Genomic DNA, 17,597 nt, shown 5'->3' with positions numbered 1-17,597 from the left:
TCCGTACTCCGATTTGTCTGTGTTCAGGGTCGCCAAACGAACGACGGCACCCGAGATTGCACCATTCTTGCGGGCGCGGCCGAGTTGCCGCTCAGTCCTCTATTCGCGCCCGGAACGTCAGATCGATCCGTCGCATGTCGGCCTTCTCGACCCGCCGCGCCCGCGCCTTGAGAAACCAGAGACCGACGAGTCGCCCTCGCGCGAGAACCAGCGTCGCACCCGTCAGCGCGTCGGAGACGGCCGCCGCGGCCGCCTTGGCGTTCTGGAACCCCGCCTGATCCGTCACGACCGAGACGACGAATTCATGCAGTGCCCCCCGACCCACCTGGTCGGAAGCGTCCTGCACGTCCTCCGGCCCGATCGAGACATAGGTCCCCGGCACGATCCCCGGCGGCACGGAATCGTAGATCGCGCCATTCACCAGCGCATCGAGCGCGCTGTCCGCAGTCAGGCGCTGATAGATCGCCGCCTGCAGGGCGGCCGCCGCTCCGTAGCTCATGCCAGGACCTCCTCCTGCGCAAAGCAGGTCAGGTAATGCCCTTCCGCGTCCTCCTCCGTGACGGCGGTGATGCGGAAGATGCGCGCCCCCTCGCGAAACCGCTGCTCGGGTTTAGGCCGCGACGCGGCGCCCTGCGGCGCGGCGCGCACCGTGATCCGGTAGCCCACGCTCGACAGCGTGACGAACTCGCCCGCCCGCTCGTGTCCTGCCCCAGCCTCGACCAGTCCCCAGAGCGTGCCCAGTGCCACCCAGGTCAACCCATGGCCGCCCGCACCGTCCGGGACCCGCTGCGCCTCTTCCAGCACCAGCTTCCGGCTCAGCCTCGGCGCGCTCATGCCGAACCTCCGCCAAGCACGCGCACCGTTCGCCACCGCTCGATCAGCGCCATTACCCCGAAGGGCATCGCCTGTCCCGCGCCCGCCTCATGGCGGAACTCGTGGTACTGCGCGGCTAGAAGGAAGACCGCCTGCGCCAGATCGGCCGGCACGTCAGCCCAGACCGGGCCGAAGCCCGCCGTGAAGACCACCTCGACAGAGCCGCCGACCGGGATCCCCGGCAGCAGCGCGCCGGCCGCGACGAGTTTTGGCCGCTGCACGTCACGCACCAGACGGTAGCGCGCCGGGTCGATCAGTTCGGCCAGCCCGTCTCGGTCGCGGAGCGTGACCGAGACCAGCGCGCTCACCGGCGCCAGCGGCAGGGCCTGTGCATCCGGCCAGCGCCACGCATCGAGTTCGAGAAGGAACTCCCGCGCCACCAGCGCCTTGCTGACCCGCCCCTCGATCGCCGACACCGCGGCCCGCAGGTAGCTTTCCGCAAGCGCGTCCTGCACGGAGTCGTCGGCAAAGCCCGTGCCGAGCCTGAGATGGTCCTTGAAATCTGCCACCGGCAGCGCCGCCTGCGGCACCCCCGTCACTTCGCTCAGCATCATGTTCGTCTCCGGAAGTCACGCCCTCCCCCTCGGGGTTCGGGCGCGGGTCGGCCCCGCGTTGCTCGGACGGAGGGAGCAGCTAGACAACACGGGGGAAGTAGAAAGGGCGACCCGCGCCCGTCCGACCGGGACCCGAAGGCCCCGGCCGATCCGCGTCTCTTACGAGATCGCGAACTTCAGAAGCTTGATCGCGGCGAAATCGCTCACGTCGCCGCCCACGCGCTTGGAGGCGTAGAAGAGGACATGCGGCTTGGCCGAGAACGGATCGCGCAGCACACGCATGTCGGGGCGCTCCGCCACGGTGTAACCCGACCGGAAGTCCCCGAAGGCGATGGCATAGGCGTTGGCACCGATGTCCGGCATGTCCTCCGCGATCAGCACCTGATAGCCCATCAGCCGCGCAGGCTCGCCCGCGGCGAGCCCGTCCGACCACAGGAAGCGGCCGTCGGCGTCCTTCATCTTGCGCACGGCACCCGCCGTCTTCGAGTTCATCACGAAGGTCGCATTGGCGCGGTATTCCGCGTTCAGCGCATAAACGAGGTCGATGATCGAATCCGAGGCATTCGTGGCCGCGAAATCACCCGCCGCGCCCGTGGGCACATAGCCGAGCGATCCCCAGGCCCAGACGCCGTTGTCCACGGTGGTGTGGGTCAGGAAGCCCTTCGGCTTGTCCACGCCATCACCCGCCACGAAGGCCTGCGCCTCGGCCCGGGCGAAGCGGTCCGCGATGCGTTCGGCCAGCCAGCCCTCCACGTCGAAGGCACTGTCGTCCAGCAGGCGCTGGCTCGCCTTCGGCATCGCGGCAAGCTCGTGCAGCGGGATCGAGATGCGATCGATCTGCGGCGTCCCCGTCTCGGCAAGCGCCGCCGTCTCCGTCGCCCAGCCTGAACCGAGGTCCGTGTGGTCGACCAGAACGTCGAACGAGGTCGCCTCGACGTTGACCACGTTCGAGATCGAGCGCAGCGACGACGTCGCCTTCAGCACGCCGCGGATGCGATCCGATGTCTCGGGATCGACGAGGAACCCGCCGTCGGCGTTCACCTGCGTGTTCAGCGCCTTGCCTTCGAGGACAAGCCCGCGCAGACCGTCGTCATCGCCGGACCGCAGATAGGCCGAGAAAGCCTTCTTGTGCGGCACGTCGAGATCGACGGCGGTGGACAGCGCCGGACGACCGGCGGTGAAAGATTTGCGATCCAGCATGGTCAGTCGCTCTTCCTGTTGTTGCAGCTTCGATGTCATCTCGTCCTGAAAGCCCTTGAACTCGCTCAGAAACCCTGCGAGCGCATGCCTCACCTCCTCGGCCGGAGCGCCGGACACGACTTCCCCGGCCCGAGCCTTCGTCTCGGTCGTCTTCATTCCCATCACCTCACATCAGGGGTTGGTCGGGCGGGCCTCAGCGCCCCGCCAGCGTCCGGCGTGCCTCCTCGAACAGCGCCGCCAGGTCGCGCAACGTCTCCGCCCCGAGCGTCTCGCCCTTGGCGGAAACCCGCGCCTCGGGGAGCATCGGGAAGGTGACCAGCGACACCTCCCAGAGCTCCACTTCGCGAAGGAGCCGCTGCCCCTTCGCATCCTTTTCCGCCGTCACCGTGCGGTAACCGATCGACAGCCCGTCGATCGCGCCCGCCGCGACAAGGGCCGCCGCATCGCGTCCCTTCTCGATCTCGGTCAGGATGCGGCCCTTCACGCGCAGCCCCCGGCCGTCCTCGGCGATCTCGTCCCAGACCCCGATCGGCTGCGTCGCGTCATGCTGCCAGAGCATCCTGACGGCGCGGCTCTCCGCCTTCAACCGGGCCAGCGACTTGCCGTATGCGCCCGGCATCACCACGTCGCCGCCCTGGTCGGTCAGCCCGAAGAGCGAGGCATAGCCCTCGATCCGGCAACCCTCGGTCAGCGTGACCGCCTCGCCGATCCGGCAGAACTTCTTCTCCAGCCCGTATTCGCTTGTCATCATGTGCCCATTCCTACTTCGGCCCGAATTCGATCAGGGACTGCACCGCCTGGCTCAGGATCACCCCGACGACCCCGAAGACCGTCATCCAGAGCCGCTTTTCCACGCCGCCGACCATCGCCTCGATCCGCTCCAGCCGTTTCTCGACCGTCTCGAACTGCAAGGCCATGATCCGCTCTGTCGCCTCGAAGCGGTGCTCGTGTGCGCATTGGAAAGGCTCCTTGAGGTAGCGTGATCCCGGCCCCGCCATCGTCAACCCCCGGCTGCGAGCGGCGGGAGGCCGAGTATGCTGCGCTTCTCGGCATCGGTCAGGAACGACGCCTCGCCCACGCGCTTCCACTGCTGGTCGCGCTCGGCAGCCAGCGCCGGCACCTGATCGAGGTCGGGCCTGAGCTCCACCTGCTCGCCGAGATGGGTGGAAAGCCAGTAACTCACCGCCGCCGTGACGCGCGTGGCAAGCGGCAGCACCGTCACCCGGTAGAAGGCGCGGTTCGCCTCCTGATAGTTGGCATAGGTCGCCTCGCCCGGAATGCCCATCAGCATTGGCGGTACACCGAACGCCGTGGCGATCTCGCGCGCCGCCGCCTCCTTGGTCTTCTGGAACTCCATGTCCGAGGGACTGAACCCCATCGGCTTCCAGTCGAGCCCGCCTTCCAGAAGCATCGGCCGTCCGGCGTTGCGCGCGCCCTGATGGTGCATCTCCATCTCGTTCACCAGCCGGTCGTATTGGTCGCCGCTGAGCTGCCCCTGCCCGTCCGCTCCCTTGTAGACGATCGCGCCCGAAGGCCGCGCGGCATTGTCCAGAAGCGCCTTCGACCAGGCCGAGGCCGCGTTGTGGACATCGATCGCCACCGCCGCCGCCTGCATGGGCGACAGGCCGTAGTGGTCGTCCTGGGGATGGAACGACCTGATGTGCAGGACCGGATCGACCGGCCCTGCCATGTCGAACCGGTGCTTCCGTCCCCCGACGGTGTAGTCGTAGGCGACAGGCCAGCCATCCGCGCCGGGCACGAGACTCATCCGGTCGGATCTCAGCACATGCAGTTCGGTCGGCAGACCCGCACCGCCCACCGCCTCGACATAGCCATTCCCGCTGAGAAGGAGTTGGCCATAGAGCGCCTCGAAAAGCTCCGCCCGCCCCTGCCCCGCGTTCGGCCGCCGCATCAGGTCGATGACCGGATGAGCCTCATAGCGCCGTGCGCCGTCCTGGCAGACGAGCGGCAGCGCCGCCGCCGCCTCGGCGATAAGCTTCACCGCCCGGAACCCCACCGGATTGCCGGAAAACCCCGTCCGGGTCAGGCTGACCGTGTCGCGCGGGGACCAGATCACCCGGCCCGACGATCCCCAGGCGATCACCCGGCCCGTAGCCGAGGCCTTCTGCTCCGGCACCGCGCCCTCGGCGCGCCGGAAGATGTTCCATGCCATCGAATTCCTCCTCGCTGGGCCACCGCAAGCCAAGCTCCCGGACGGCGCCGGCTTTCATTGTGGTCCAAATACTCTCGGGGGGTGTTGGGTGGCAGACGCCTCCCCGCCCTCCGTCACAGACTCCTGACCTGCGGTCGCCGCCATTTCGCGGCCGGCTCCACCATCAGGTCCGTCAGCGCCCAGACGAGCGCGTCCACCCGGTCGGGCGATCCCTGCCCCTCATAACCCGCGACCGTCATCCGGCACATCTGGTCCTCGAGCGCGTCGAAGCCCCTGACGTGATGCACCCGCCCCTGGTCGTAGAGCGCGGCCACCGGTTCGGCCCGCGCGGTCTTCCCACGTGCGGCGCGCGCCGCGCGGAACGGCACCAGCGGGTCGATCTGCCGGACGACCGTCTCGACGAGATCGCCGCCCTGGTTGACCTCCGCCACAAGCCTGTCCGCGCCATGCCGGTCCATCGCCGCAATCGCCGCCCGCGCCCAGTCTGCCGGCGAGGCCGCCCGCACGCTCGCATCCTCCAGGACGTAGGCCCGCCAGTCCGTCGGCGGCCCCTCGGCCACGACGCCGGCCACGACGATCCCGCACTCGTCCGAACCCGCGTGCCCGGTGACCGGCGGATCGACCGCCACGACGATCCGGCTCAGCCCTTCCGGCGCCGCCTTGCGTCCGGCGTCAAGCCGCGCGGTGGACCAGAGCGCGCCCTCCGCATCTTCCAGCAGGACGCCGTCCAGTTCCTCGCGCGCCGTGCGGGTGCCGGCATAGCGCGCCCGTACCTCCTCGAGGAACGAGGCCGCCAGATAGGCGCGGTTCGCCTCGGTCGGCGCCTGCGTCAGCACCGTCGAGGGGTTCTTCAGGATCGCCTTCAGCACGCCCACGTTGCGCGGCGTCGTCGTCACCACCTGCTGCGGATGCTCGCCAAGCCTCAGCGCGAACTGGAGCATGTCCCAGCTCTCCTTCGCCTTCTTCCACTTGGCAAGCTCGTCGACCCATGCCGCATCGAACTGCGGCCCCCTGAGGCTGTCAGGATCGAAGGCCGAGTAAAGCTCCGCGACCGCCCCGTTCGGCCAGACAAGCCGCTTGCGCGTCGCCTCCCAGACCGGCTTGCGGTCGGGCGGCGAGCAGGCGAGTATCCCGCTCTCGCCAAAGACCATGACCTCGCGCGCCTGGTCGATCGTCTCGCCCACCAGCGCCACGCGCCGCGCCCGGCCCGGGTCGGCGGCACGCGCGCCCTCGACCTGGGCGCGCACCCACTCCGCCCCGGCGCGGGTCTTGCCCGCCCCGCGACCGCCCATGACGACCCATGTCCTCCATGCGCCCTCGGGCGGCAGCTGATGCGGCAGCGCCCAGAACTCGAAGAGCCACGGGAGCGCCATCAAGGCCGCGTCGCTGAGGCCGGCCAGGAAGGCGTCAACCGTCTCCGGCGTCGCGGAGGCGAGCCAGCCTGCGGCCGATCTCAACGCGGGCGGCGTCGAGATCGAGCGCCCGGTCGCCGCCGCCTCTGCCACCGTCTTCCTTGAGTTTCGCAACTTTCGCCCTTTCCTCGAACACGATCTGAAGGGCCGCGCGGAGGTCCCTGATCACCCGCACACCGTCCTTCAGGTCGCCCGGATCGCCCTTCCGCAACCTGTCCATCGCCGTGTGGATCTCCACGACGATCTGATCCAGAAGCCCCATCGCCTCGGTGACGAGGGGCCTCGCCAACGGCTCTCCGGCCGGTGTCTCAACGATCATGCAGTTTCTTGCCCGCCTCTCATGCCGCCCGCACGAGAGAAACGAAAAAGCGGCCCCGGGGTGCCCTCCCCGCGCCGCTCTCCCACTTCTTCTAGCTTGCCCGAAGGAATATCCCCGACCGCGCGCAAAGTCAAGAAAATAAGTGTAATCAGAAGGTTAATGGCGCGCGCGGCATCAGTTCCCGCTCGTGCCCTGTTCCTGCTGCTGGGCCTCGATCGCCCGCCACTTCGCCACGTTGTCGTTGTGCTCGGCCAGCGTCGTCGCAAAGACATGACCGCCCGTGCCATCGGCGACAAAGAAAAGGTAGTCGGTCGTCTCGGGCTTCAGTGCGGCGGCAATGCTCTCGCGGCCGGGGTTGGCAATGGGCGTCGGTGGCAGGCCGTCGATCACGTAGGTGTTGTAGGGCGTCCGTCCCCTCAGCTCGCTCTGCCTCAGACCGCGCCCTAGCACGCCTTGCCCCTTGGTGATCCCGTAGATCACCGTCGGGTCGGTCTGAAGCTTCATGCCATCCCGCAGGCGGTTCAGGAACACGCTCGCCACCCGCGGCCGCTCCTCCGGAAGCCCGGTCTCCTTCTCGACGATGGAGGCCATGATCAGCGCCTCATCCGGCGTCGCGTAGGGCAGTCCCTCGGCCCGCTCGGGCCAGAGCTCGGCCAGCACCGCCTCCTGCCGCGCCCGCATGTCGTCGAGAAGCGCCTTGCGATCGGCACCCCGCGCCACCTCGTAGCTGTCGGGGGCCAGATAGCCCTCGGCCGGTACCTCGCCCGGCTCGCCGGCCAGGAACTCCGCCCGCTTCAGGGCCTCGACGACCTGCCAGCTGGTGACACCCTCGGCGAGCGTGACGCGGAATCGCACGTCGGGGTCCTCGGCGCGGGCCAGGTAGTCCGCGGGCGCCTCGCCGGCGGCGGGGTCGAACTTCACCACCTCGACATAGGCATTCGCCGCGGGGTCGAGCTCGCGAACGATCACGTCCGCGGCGGCCACGCCGATCCGGTAGTTCACCTCCGTGCCGCAGGTGGACTGCCCGCTCCGCGTCACCGTGTCCACGATCTCACGCATCGAGGCATTGGGCTGGATGAGGAACGACCCCGCCTTCAGGCCTCCGGCCTTCTCTTCATAGTCCGCACCCACGCGGAAAATGTACGCGGAGCCGATCGCGCCGCGCGCCGCAAGATCGGCGGCGACGGTCCGCATGTTGGCCCCCCGCTCCACCTTGAAGCATATCGCTTCGGCAAGCGGCCCCGGACCGGCATACTGCCGCTGACCCCAGGCCACCGCACCGGCCGCCGCCACCAGGATGAGGATGGCGATGGTCAGGAAATTGGAGGCGATGTTGCGCCACATCAGTCCGGAATCCGGCGAAGGACGAGCGAGGCGTTGGTCCCGCCGAAGCCGAAGCTGTTCGACAGTGCGATGTTGATTTCACGCTTCACCTCCCTGTTCGGCGCCAGGTCCAGCTTCGGCTGCACCGCCGGGTTGTCGAGGTTGATCGTCGGCGGCGCCACCTGATCGCGGATGGCCAGCACGCAGAAGATCGCCTCCACCGCCCCCGCGGCTCCCAGAAGGTGCCCGATCGACGATTTCGTCGACGACATCGTCGCTTTCGCGGCCGCGTTGCCCATCAGCCGCTCCACCGCGCCAAGCTCGATCGTGTCGGCCATGGTCGAGGTGCCATGGGCGTTGATGTAGTCGACGGCGGACGCCTCGATCCCGGCCCGCTTCAGCGCCGCCGACATGCAGCGGAACGCGCCGTCGCCATCCTCGGACGGCGCGGTGATGTGATAGGCGTCGCCGGAAAGCCCGTAGCCGATCACCTCGGCATAGATCCGCGCGCCCCGTGCCTTCGCGTGTTCGTATTCCTCCAGCACCACGACGCCCGCCCCCTCGCCCATCACGAACCCGTCGCGGTCCGCGTCATAGGGCCGGCTCGCCTTTGTCGGATCGTCCGCCCGCTTGGTCGAAAGCGCCTTGCAGGCATTGAACCCGGCGATCCCGATTTCCGAGATCGGGCTTTCCGCGCCGCCCGCGACCATCACGTCGGCATCGCCCCACTGGATCAGCCGCGCCGCGTCGCCGATGGCATGGGCGCCGGTCGAACAGGCCGTCACGACCGCATGGTTCGGCCCCTTGAACCCGTAGCGGATCGAAACCTGACCCGAGATGAGGTTGATGAGCGCGCCGGGGATGAAGAAGGGCGAAACCCGTTTCGGCCCGCGCTCCTTGATCAGCACCGCCGTCTCGGCGATCGAGGTCAGCCCGCCGATCCCCGACCCGATCATCACGCCCGTGCGCAGCCTCTCGTCTTCCGAGGGAGCCTCCCAGCCGGCGTCCCTCACCGCCTGGTCGGCCGCGGCCATGCCGTAGAGAATGAAGTCGTCGACCTTGCGGCGGTCCTTCGGCTCCATCCAGGCGTCTGGATTGAAGGTGCCGTCGCTGCCATCGCCGAAGGGGATCTCGCAGGCATAGGTCGTGACCACGTTCGACGTGTCGAACCGGGTGATCGGCCCCGCTCCGGACTGGCCGGCGATCAGCCGTGTCCAGGTCTCCTGCACCCCGCAGGCCAGCGGCGTGACAAGGCCCAGCCCGGTAATGACAACCCGCCGCATCGCGTACCCCATTCCTCCTGCGTCCGGCCCTAGATACACGGGCCGGACGCGGACCGGCAAGGGCCGTTCCGACGCAAAGGCGGGCTCACGCCTCCCGGCCTCTGGTCACAGGAACGCGGCCACATGCGCGGTGTCGGACCGCGCCGCCGCCAGCGCCTCCCTGAGGTCGATGGTCCGGTTGAAAAGTGCCCGGCCGACGATGGCGCCCGACACCTCGCCCAGAAGTTTCAGCCGTGCGATGTCGTCGATTGTCCGCACGATCCCGCTCGCGATCACCGGAGTCCTGGTGCGCTCGGCGATGGCCGAGACGAGCCCGAGCGACGCATCCGATTCCCGGATGTCAAAACCGATGTCGGTGACGATGATCGCGGCGAAGGGCGTGTCGCGGAATGCATCAATGAAGGCCTCCGGCGTGTGGGAGGACTGCATTTTCCACATGTGCGTCATCACATGGCCCTTCCAGACGTCGATCGACAGAACGATCTGGTCGGGGTGACGCGTTGCCAGCTCCTTCACCAGATACGGGTTCTGCGCGGCGAGAGTGCTGACCACGATCCGCCCCGCACCCAGGTCGATCCATTCCTCGATCCGGTCGCGCGAGCGGAAACCGCCGCCAAGCTGCACCGGAATCCCGGCTCCCCGAATGATCTCAAGGATCAACTCGCGGTTGACGTTGCTGCCCTGCATCGCGTCGAAATCGGTGACATGCATCCACTCGGCCCCGGCATGGGCGAATTCCTGCGCCTTGGCGACCGGATCGACATGCCAGATCGACGGCTCCTCGACTCGCCCCCGCGGCAGGCTCACACAGTGGCCGTTCAGCAGTTCCATCGTTGGATAAAGGATCATCGCGCGCCTCCTTTCCGGCGCCGCGCGACGGCCGTCCCGGCGCTCTCCGGCGTTCCCGCCGGTCCAGGATGCCATGCCCTTCGCGCGCGCCCCCGCTCCCCGATCCTACCGCCACAGCGGGCGCAGCCAAAGCCCGAATCCGGGCCAAGGCGGCAACCGCGCCCGCGCCGAACGGAGCGAAAGCATGATGCGCGAAGGCGTCCTGCGCGGAAGGGTCGGAAGCGGGGATCACGGGGCCTCCTTCTTCGCCCACGCAAGGGCACGAGCCCTCGGCATCAGCGCAGGTCGCGCGCCAGCAGGATCACCGGGTCGCCCATGTCCTCCGCCTGCCGCAATTCCCGGTAGCCGAGCCCATGCGCCACGGCGAGCGAGGCGGCATGGCCGACCTCGATCATCGCCCGGCTCCGCCCGCCGAAGGGCTGCGCGTCGAACCAGCGATGCGCGGCCCCCACGGCCTCGCGCCCAAAGCCCTGCCCGTGGACGGATGAGGTAAGCACCCAGCCCGCCTCGGGCGCGTCGTCGAAATCGGGACCGAGACCGCGCATCGCTGTGAAGAACCCAGCCTGACCGAGAAAGGCATTGTCGGCCCTGCGAAAGATGCCCCACTGGCCGAATCCTTCGATCGCCCAGCTTCCCGCAATCCTGAGGAAGACCGCCCAGCTCTCGGCCAGGGGGCGCGGCTTGCCCCCGATGAAGCGCACGACCCCTGGCTCCTGCCAGATCGCCGCGAGCGCCGGGAAGTCCCCACGCGCCATCCCGCGCAGGATCAGCCGCTCCGTTTCGATCACCGGCACCATCGCCGCGCCCTCCCCATAACGAAAAACGGCGCCCGAAGGCGCCGTCCGCTGAACCGTTCCGATGCGCGATCAGGCGGCTTCGGTGATGAACTTCACGGCGTCGCCGAAGGTCTGGATCGTCTCGGCCGCGTCATCGGGGATCTCGATGCCGAACTCTTCCTCGAAGGCCATGACGAGCTCGACCGTGTCGAGGCTGTCGGCGCCGAGATCGTCGATGAACGAGGCGTTCTCGGTCACCTTGTCCTCTTCGACGCCCAGATGCTCGACGACGATTTTCTTCACGCGATCGGCGATGTCGCTCATGTCACTTCCTCAATAACAGCGGATGTCCCGCTTCCTGGTCCCTTGCTCGTTCCGAGCGGTTCTCCCCCGCCAGAAAGCGAAGGTGCCGGCAACGCTTGGGTTCCGTCCCGGCTGATCGTCGCCGCCTATACCACAGTCTATTCCCGAGGCAAACGCTTTCGCAACCGCGATCCGAACTGTCCGCCCCGCCGCTCCGCGCGACCTCAGATCATCGCCATCCCGCCGTTCACATGCAGCGTCGCGCCGGTGACGTAGCCGGCCTCCGGGCTGGCGAGATAGAGCGCCGCCGCCGCGATCTCCTCCGGCGTGCCCATGCGTCCAGCCGGGATCTGCGCGGCGATCCGCGCCTTCTGCTCGTCGTTCAGCTTGTCGGTCATCGCGGTGGCGATGAACCCCGGCGCGATGCAGTTGACCGTGATCCCCCGGCTCGCCACCTCCTGCGCCAGCGCCTTCGACATGCCGGCGATGCCGGCCTTGGCCGCGGCGTAGTTGCCCTGCCCGGGATTGCCCGTGGTGCCGACGATGGAGGTGACGTTGACGATCCGCCCCCAGCGCGCCTTCATCATCCCCCGAAGCACGCCACGGCAGAGCCGGAAGGTCGAGGTGAGGTTGACGTCGATGACCTGCTGCCACTCGGTGTCCGACATCCGCATGAAAAGGTTGTCGCGGGTGATCCCGGCGTTGTTGACGAGAATGTCGAGCCCGCCCATCGCCTCGGCCGCCCGCTTCGGCAGCGCCTCCACCGCACCGGCATCCGAAAGATCGCAGGGAAGCACGTGCGCGCGATCACCGAGTGCGGCGGCAAGTTCGGCCAGCGGCGCCTCGCGGGTGCCCGAGAGGCCCACCACCGCGCCGGCACCATGCAACGCCCGCGCGATCGCGCCCCCGATCCCGCCCGAGGCGCCTGTGACAAGCGCGGTCTTTCCGGTCAGATCGAACATGGCCTCATCTCCTTCATCCGTCCTGCAAGTCTCCCCGGGGGTGGGGGCCCGAGCGAGGCCACCCCCGGCCGCCGCCACGCGGCGCAGCCGAACTCAGCCCTTGGCCGCCGCCACGTCCTCGGGCGTGCCGACCGCCCGCGTCTCGGCATCCTTCGCGATCCGCCGGATCATGCCCGACAGCGCCTTGCCCGCCCCGATCTCCCAGAATTCGTCGACGCCCTGCGCCCCCATCCATGCCACCGACTCGCGCCAGCGGACCGAGCCGGTGACCTGCTCCACCAGCAGAGACCGGATGACTGCCGGGTCGCTCACCGCCCGGGCGCGCACGTTGGCTACCACGGGCACCGCGGGCGCCTTGATGTCCACCGCGTCTAGCGCCTCCGCCATGGCGCGCGCCGCAGGCTCCATGAGCGCGCAATGGAAGGGCGCGGAAACCGGCAGCAGCACGGCGCGCTTGGCGCCCCTCGCCTTGGCGATCTCCAGCGCCCGCTCGACCGCGGCCCGGTGTCCCGACACGACGACCTGCGCCGGGTCGTTGTCGTTGGCTGCCTGGCAGACCTCGCCCTGCGCCGCCTCCTGCGCCACCTCGCTCGCCGTCGCGAAGTCGAGGCCAAGGAGCGCGGCCATGGCACCCACGCCGACCGGCACCGCCGCCTGCATCGCGCGCCCGCGAAGCCTGAGGAGCCGCGCCGCGTCGGCGACGCTGATCGCACCGGCCGCGCAGAGCGCCGAGTATTCGCCGAGCGAATGGCCCGCGACGTATGCCGCCGAGGTCACCGGAATGCCCTCCGCCTGAAGCGCGTGAAGCGCCGCGATCGAGGTCGCCATCAGCGCTGGCTGGGCGTTCTCGGTCAGCGTCAGCGTCTCGATGTCGCCCTCCCAGATCAGCGCCGAAAACCGCTCTTCCAGCGCCGCGTCGACCTCGTCGAAGACCGCCTTCGCCGCCGGATAGGCTTCGGCCAGGGCACGGCCCATGCCTACGGCCTGCGCCCCCTGCCCGGGAAATACGAATGCGCGCGTCATGGTCCCTCCTGCCCGGAATTTCCCCACCTCTACCCGCAGCGAAGCGATGGGACAAGCGACGCGGGGGCGCTGCCCCCGCACCCCTGAGGTATTTGCGGCAAGATGAAAGGATCGGGCCGCCGCGCTTGCATCCGGCGCGTTTTCCTCTATAAGGCCGCATCCTTCCGCATTCACGGGAACCGGCGAAGCCTCTCGTGGCGGGGCGCGGAAGGGTCACCCCGCCTATGAAGCCGCCTGAGACGAAAGGGACCACATGCCGCTTTACGAGCATGTCCTCATCGCGCGCCAGGACCTGTCCAACGCGCAGGCCGAAGGCCTCATCGAACACTTCTCCACGGTTCTCGCGGACAACGGCGGCAAGGTCGTCGACCACGAGTACTGGGGCGTGAAGACCATGGCCTACAAGATCAACAAGAACCGCAAGGGCCACTATGCCTATCTCCGCTCCGACGCGCCCTCGGCCGCGGTGCAGGAGATGGAGCGCCTCGCGCGGCTCCATGACGACGTCATGCGCGTGATGTCGGTGAAGGTGGACGCGCACGAGGACGGGCCCTCGGTCCAGATGCAGAAGCGCGACGAGCGTGACCGTGGCGATCGCGGTGACCGTGGCGATCGCGGTGACCGTGGCGACCGCGGGGATCGTGGCGACCGCGGGGATCGCGGCGACCGCCGCGACCGGCGCTGATACTGGACCTGAGGAAAGGATCACAAACCATGGCGAACAAACCGTTTTTCCGCCGCCGCAAGGTCTGCCCCTTCTCGGGCGACAACGCGCCGAAGATCGACTACAAGGACGTCCGTCTGCTTCAGCGCTATATCTCCGAGCGCGGCAAGATCGTGCCCGCCCGCATCACCGCCGTCTCGGCGAAGAAGCAGCGTGAGCTCGCGCGCGCCATCAAGCGCGCCCGCTTCCTCGCCCTTCTGCCCTATGCCGTGAAGTAAGGGAGACAGGACAATGCAAGTCATCCTACTGGAACGCGTGGCCAAGCTTGGCCAGATGGGCGAGGTCGTCAAGGTCAAGGACGGCTACGCGCGCAACTTCCTCCTGCCGCAGGGCAAGGCGCTGCGCGCCTCCGAGGACAACATCAAGTCCTTCGAGACCCGCAAGGCCCAGCTCGAGGCGCAGAACCTGGAAACGCGGAAAGAGGCAGCAGCCGTCGCCGCGAAGCTCGATGGCCAGACTTTCGTCGTGATTCGTTCGGCCTCCGACGCCGGCGCCCTCTACGGCTCGGTCACGCCGCGCGATGCCGCCGACGCCGCGACCTCGGCGGGCTTCACGATCGATCGCAAGCAGGTCGTGCTGACCCGCCCGATCAAGGAACTGGGCATCCACGAGGTCGAGGTCGTCCTGCACCCCGAGGTCTCGGCCCAGATTCGGCTGAACGTCGCCCGGTCGGCCGAAGAGGCCGAGTTGCAGGCGACTGGCAAGTCGATCCAGGAACTCGCCGCCGAGGCGGAAGCCGCGGCCGACTTCGAGATCGCCGAGCTCTTCGACGACATCGGCTCTGCCGCGCAGGAAGAAACGGCGGAGTAATCCGCCCCAGGCGCCACAATCCGACCGCGCTGGCCCGTCCGGCGCGGTTTTCTTTTTCCCGGCCCACCCCGGCGGTTGCAACTATGTCGTATTCCGGTCACAAGGCGTCGCAATGCGCCGGCGACTCGGGGAACGCCGCCCCCGCCACGAGGCGCGTGCGTCACGCGGCCCGGACAGGAGGAACGCCCCATGTCGATGATCGCGACCGTGGTGAAGCCCATGCACCGCGAGGGCTATCGCTTCGTTCCGGTCTTCGCGGTGGCGACCCTGGTACTCTTCTTAGTCGCCCAGCCGCTCGGCTGGATCGGCGTCGGGCTCACCCTCTGGTGCTACTACTTCTTCCGCGACCCCGAACGCGTGACGCCCGCGCGCGAGCGGCTGGTGATCTCGCCGGCCGACGGCGTCGTCCAGATGATCGGCGATTTCGCCCCGCCGGAGGAACTCGGCCTGGGCACCGCGCCGATGACCCGTATCGCCATCTTCATGAACGTCTTCAACTGCCACGTGAACCGCGCGCCGGTCTCGGGGCGGATCGAGAAGATCGCCTACCGGCCGGGCAAGTTCTTCAACGCGTCGCTCGACAAGGCGAGCGCGGACAATGAACGCAACGGCCTCGCCATCCGCCTGGAAGACGGCCGCGCCATCGCCGTCGTGCAGATCGCCGGCCTCGTCGCCCGCCGCATCGTCTGCGAGGTGAAGGAGGGCCAGGCGCTCCTCGCCGGCCAGCGCTTCGGCATGATCCGCTTCGGCTCGCGGCTTGACGTCTACCTGCCACAGGGTACCGCGCCCCTCGTCGCCGTCGGCCAGACCGCCGTCGCGGGCGAGACCGTGCTCGCCGACTTCGCCTCGGCCGAACCCCGCCGGGCAGGAGCGGTGCGGTGAGCGAGGAGGACCCCGACCTCCCGCGCGAGGCGGAAGGCGACAGCCTGCCCTTTCTCACCCTCGTCCCGAACATGGTCACGACGCTCGGCCTATGCGCGGGGCTCACGGCGATCCGCTTCATCATGTCGGGGCAGTTCCTGATCGCGGTCTGGCTCGTCCTCTTCGCCGTCGTCGTCGACGGGCTCGACGGGCTCATCGCCCGGCGCCTCAAGGCCACCAGCGACTTCGGCGCGCAACTCGATTCGCTCTCCGACTTCCTGAACTTCGGCGTGACGCCGGGGTTTCTCGTCTACCAGATGGCGCTCGTACCCGGCGAAAAGTCGGGCGGCTGGATCTTCGTGCTCGTCTATGTCGTCTGCTGCTGCATGCGGCTGGCACGCTTCAACGTGGCACAGTCGCGCGCGGCCCTGAACGGCGACGCGAAGCCAGCCGGTCACTTCACGGGCGTGCCCGCCCCCGCCGGAGCGCTGATGGCGCTCCTGCCCGCCTTCCTGACCTTCGAGACGGGGATCGACGTCAGCGCCTGGCCAACCCTGGTCGAACTCTACATCGGCGCGGTCGGCCTCCTGATGGTCAGCCGCCTGCCCACCTTCTCCCCGAAGTCGATCCGCGTTCCGCGCGAGAGGATTGCCTGGGTCATGGTCGGGCTCGCGCTCGTCACCGGGATCATGCTCGCCGAGATCTGGCGCGCCCTCATCTCCATCGTCCTTCTCTACGCCGCGTCGCTGTTACATTCGGCGGTGAAAATGCTCCTGAACCGCCGTCGCGGACGGCCCTGATCCCCGAGAGGCAGAATTTGGAACTCGCGGCCGTCAAGACGTCCTACCGCTACTGGGCGCCGATCTATGACTATACCTTCGGGCGGATCACCGGACGGGGACGCCGGCGCACGGTGGACTACATCAACCGCCGCGCGGGCCGGGTGCTGGAGATCGGAGTCGGCACCGGGCTCTCGCTCGACCGCTACGCGACGCATCTCCAGGTGACCGGAATCGACGTCTCGGCCGACATGCTCGACAAGGCGCGCCGCAAGGTCGCGGAGCGGAAGCTTGCCCACGTGGTCCGCATCTCGGAGATGGACGCCCGCACGCTCGCCTTTCCCGACGGTCATTTCGACACCGTGGTGGCCATGCACGTGATCTCGGTCGTGCCGGAACCCGAAAAGGTCATGGAAGAGATGGCCCGCGTCTGCAAGCCGGGGGGTGAGGTTCTGATCGTCGGCCATTTCGCCCGCGACAAGGGTTTTCTCGCGGCACTCGAACGGCTCTTCGCGCCCCTCGCGAACGTGATCGGCTGGCACTCCGACTTCGAACTCGGCCGCATCCTGGGCGTGCGCTCGCTGGAGGTCACCCGAACCATGCCGATGCCGCCCTTCGGCATCTTCACCTTCCTGATCCAGCGGAAGGCGGAAGCAGCGCGGGCAGCTGCCTGAGGCGCGCGCTCAGCGCGGCCCGACCGTCACGCGCGCGCTTTCCAGCACCGTGCGGAACGCCGCCGCCGCAGCTTCCGGCAGGTCGCGCAGACCCGCGACGACCTCTTCGGCCCAGTCGAGATATGCGATCCTACGCGTCTGCGGCCAGTCATGCGGCGGCGTCTCGCCCACCGAGCGGACGTTGCCGATCTTGTCGCAGAGCTTGACCAGCGCGGCCCCCGGCGACTTGGCCCGCGCGGTCGCGACCTGAAGCCGCTTGCGTTCTGCCGCATCGAGGTTCTTGTCGTCGGTCACTTCCGCGACGATGGCGGCGACGCGGGGCCCGAATACCGTCTCGATCTCGGCGAGGCTGGTCGGCGGGCAATCCTCGACCGTGTCGTGAAGCCAGGCCGCCGCGACGACCTCGTCCTCCCCGCCGAACCCGGCGCCGAGGAAGGCGACCTCCTCCAGGTGCCTCCAGTAAGGCGTCCTGGCCAGGTCCTTGCGGGTCTGGCCGTCATGGCGGGCCAAGGCGAAGGCGCGCGCCCGCGCGACAATGGATGTCTCCATTCGCTCTCCTTTCCTGCGCGGGGCCGGGATCGCACCGGTTCCGATCGCACGAAGCGAGCCGGAAACGGCCGCTGGGGCCCCTGGCGCAGGTTGCTGATGTTATTGGGGAAGGGCACCGAAGTGCCCGAATTCACCGTAGCAATTCGCGCG

Annotated in this window: 23 protein-coding genes; 6 read left to right on the top strand and 17 right to left on the bottom strand. The window is 68.5% G+C overall.

The genetic code is table 11. The features are described from left to right. Window positions 1-91: 91 nt before the first annotated feature. The 16 genes from ACMUOO_RS03390 to fabD form a co-directional block, all read right to left on the bottom strand. Window positions 92-499 carry a DUF3168 domain-containing protein gene (locus ACMUOO_RS03390; RefSeq protein WP_301918738.1) on the bottom strand — a complete coding sequence of 136 codons (408 nt, stop codon included), beginning with the start codon at window positions 497-499 and terminating at the stop codon, window positions 92-94. Continuing rightward, window positions 496-834, bottom strand: a complete 339-nt coding sequence (locus ACMUOO_RS03385) for a head-tail adaptor protein (protein WP_301918737.1) — start codon at window positions 832-834, stop codon at window positions 496-498. Before ACMUOO_RS03385 ends, ACMUOO_RS03390 begins: the two co-directional genes overlap by 4 nt. Continuing rightward, window positions 831-1,427, bottom strand: coding sequence for a head-tail connector protein (locus ACMUOO_RS03380; RefSeq protein ID WP_301918736.1), 597 nt, complete (start codon window positions 1,425-1,427; stop codon window positions 831-833). The genes ACMUOO_RS03385 and ACMUOO_RS03380 overlap by 4 nt, the downstream gene beginning before the upstream one ends. A gap of 159 nt (window positions 1,428-1,586) precedes the next feature. Next, complete coding sequence (locus ACMUOO_RS03375; protein ID WP_301918735.1) at window positions 1,587-2,783, bottom strand: phage major capsid protein; 1,197 nt, start codon at window positions 2,781-2,783, stop codon at window positions 1,587-1,589. A 37-nt stretch (window positions 2,784-2,820) separates the two neighbouring features. Beyond that, the gene (locus ACMUOO_RS03370; protein WP_413854869.1) at window positions 2,821-3,375 is read right to left on the bottom strand and encodes an HK97 family phage prohead protease; all 555 of its coding nucleotides are present in this window, start codon (window positions 3,373-3,375) and stop codon (window positions 2,821-2,823) included. A gap of 13 nt (window positions 3,376-3,388) precedes the next feature. After that, window positions 3,389-3,625, bottom strand: coding sequence for a GTA head formation protein, RCAP_rcc01685 family (locus tag ACMUOO_RS03365; RefSeq protein WP_301918734.1), 237 nt, complete (start codon window positions 3,623-3,625; stop codon window positions 3,389-3,391). Window positions 3,626-3,627: 2 nt separating this feature from the next. Beyond that, a complete protein-coding gene (locus ACMUOO_RS03360; protein WP_413854864.1) occupies window positions 3,628-4,800 on the bottom strand; it encodes a phage portal protein in 1,173 nt (390 codons plus the stop codon). A 113-nt stretch (window positions 4,801-4,913) separates the two neighbouring features. Next, on the bottom strand, window positions 4,914-6,257 hold the full coding sequence (locus ACMUOO_RS03355) for a DNA-packaging protein (RefSeq protein WP_301918732.1): 1,344 nt from the start codon (window positions 6,255-6,257) through the stop codon (window positions 4,914-4,916). Then, window positions 6,208-6,501 carry a hypothetical protein gene (locus ACMUOO_RS03350; RefSeq protein ID WP_301918731.1) on the bottom strand — a complete coding sequence of 98 codons (294 nt, stop codon included), beginning with the start codon at window positions 6,499-6,501 and terminating at the stop codon, window positions 6,208-6,210. Before ACMUOO_RS03350 ends, ACMUOO_RS03355 begins: the two co-directional genes overlap by 50 nt. Window positions 6,502-6,705: 204 nt before the next feature. Next, window positions 6,706-7,875, bottom strand: coding sequence for an endolytic transglycosylase MltG (gene mltG, locus ACMUOO_RS03345; RefSeq protein WP_301918730.1), 1,170 nt, complete (start codon window positions 7,873-7,875; stop codon window positions 6,706-6,708). Next, window positions 7,875-9,137, bottom strand: a complete 1,263-nt coding sequence (fabF, locus tag ACMUOO_RS03340; protein ID WP_413854868.1) for a beta-ketoacyl-ACP synthase II — start codon at window positions 9,135-9,137, stop codon at window positions 7,875-7,877. The genes mltG and fabF overlap by 1 nt, the downstream gene beginning before the upstream one ends. A 105-nt stretch (window positions 9,138-9,242) precedes the next feature. After that, window positions 9,243-9,986: a 1-(5-phosphoribosyl)-5-[(5-phosphoribosylamino)methylideneamino] imidazole-4-carboxamide isomerase gene (locus ACMUOO_RS03335; RefSeq protein ID WP_301918728.1), complete on the bottom strand. Its 744-nt coding sequence runs from the start codon at window positions 9,984-9,986 to the stop codon at window positions 9,243-9,245. A gap of 275 nt (window positions 9,987-10,261) precedes the next feature. Then, window positions 10,262-10,783: a GNAT family N-acetyltransferase gene (locus tag ACMUOO_RS03330; RefSeq protein WP_301918727.1), complete on the bottom strand. Its 522-nt coding sequence runs from the start codon at window positions 10,781-10,783 to the stop codon at window positions 10,262-10,264. Window positions 10,784-10,852: 69 nt separating this feature from the next. After that, the gene (locus tag ACMUOO_RS03325; RefSeq protein ID WP_107662634.1) at window positions 10,853-11,086 is read right to left on the bottom strand and encodes an acyl carrier protein; all 234 of its coding nucleotides are present in this window, start codon (window positions 11,084-11,086) and stop codon (window positions 10,853-10,855) included. A 203-nt stretch (window positions 11,087-11,289) separates the two neighbouring features. Beyond that, window positions 11,290-12,027 (bottom strand): 3-oxoacyl-ACP reductase FabG, encoded by a 738-nt coding sequence (gene fabG / locus ACMUOO_RS03320; protein WP_301918726.1) that lies wholly within the window; start codon window positions 12,025-12,027, stop codon window positions 11,290-11,292. 93 nt (window positions 12,028-12,120) lie between these two features. Then, window positions 12,121-13,050 (bottom strand): ACP S-malonyltransferase, encoded by a 930-nt coding sequence (gene fabD / locus ACMUOO_RS03315; RefSeq protein WP_301918725.1) that lies wholly within the window; start codon window positions 13,048-13,050, stop codon window positions 12,121-12,123. A 253-nt stretch (window positions 13,051-13,303) separates the two neighbouring features. On the opposite strand from fabD, the gene rpsF reads away from it, so the two are divergent. The 6 genes from rpsF (at window position 13,304) to ACMUOO_RS03285 (ending at window position 16,898) form a co-directional block, all read left to right on the top strand. After that, window positions 13,304-13,735, top strand: coding sequence for a 30S ribosomal protein S6 (gene rpsF / locus ACMUOO_RS03310; protein ID WP_301918724.1), 432 nt, complete (start codon window positions 13,304-13,306; stop codon window positions 13,733-13,735). A 29-nt stretch (window positions 13,736-13,764) separates the two neighbouring features. Next, on the top strand, window positions 13,765-13,992 hold the full coding sequence (gene rpsR / locus ACMUOO_RS03305; RefSeq protein WP_105514010.1) for a 30S ribosomal protein S18: 228 nt from the start codon (window positions 13,765-13,767) through the stop codon (window positions 13,990-13,992). 13 nt (window positions 13,993-14,005) lie between these two features. Further along, window positions 14,006-14,584, top strand: a complete 579-nt coding sequence (gene rplI, locus ACMUOO_RS03300; protein WP_301918723.1) for a 50S ribosomal protein L9 — start codon at window positions 14,006-14,008, stop codon at window positions 14,582-14,584. 75 nt (window positions 14,585-14,659) lie between these two features. Then, window positions 14,660-15,466, top strand: a complete 807-nt coding sequence (locus ACMUOO_RS03295) for a phosphatidylserine decarboxylase (RefSeq protein ID WP_301918722.1) — start codon at window positions 14,660-14,662, stop codon at window positions 15,464-15,466. Further along, window positions 15,463-16,245, top strand: a complete 783-nt coding sequence (gene pssA / locus ACMUOO_RS03290; RefSeq protein WP_301918721.1) for a CDP-diacylglycerol--serine O-phosphatidyltransferase — start codon at window positions 15,463-15,465, stop codon at window positions 16,243-16,245. Before ACMUOO_RS03295 ends, pssA begins: the two co-directional genes overlap by 4 nt. A gap of 17 nt (window positions 16,246-16,262) precedes the next feature. Continuing rightward, entirely contained in the window at window positions 16,263-16,898 is a 636-nt protein-coding gene (locus ACMUOO_RS03285) for a class I SAM-dependent methyltransferase (protein ID WP_301918720.1), read from the top strand. Window positions 16,899-16,907: 9 nt separating this feature from the next. Here ACMUOO_RS03285 and ACMUOO_RS03280 read toward each other — a convergent pair whose 3' ends face one another. After that, window positions 16,908-17,447: an HD domain-containing protein gene (locus ACMUOO_RS03280; protein ID WP_301918719.1), complete on the bottom strand. Its 540-nt coding sequence runs from the start codon at window positions 17,445-17,447 to the stop codon at window positions 16,908-16,910. Between the last annotated feature and the right edge of the window lie 150 nt (window positions 17,448-17,597).

This window comes from Albidovulum sp. (assembly GCF_041919395.1).
Taxonomy (GTDB): domain Bacteria; phylum Pseudomonadota; class Alphaproteobacteria; order Rhodobacterales; family Rhodobacteraceae; genus Albidovulum.
Note: the sequence above shows the minus strand (reverse complement) of the source record. Positions and strands in the feature narration are given on the sequence as shown.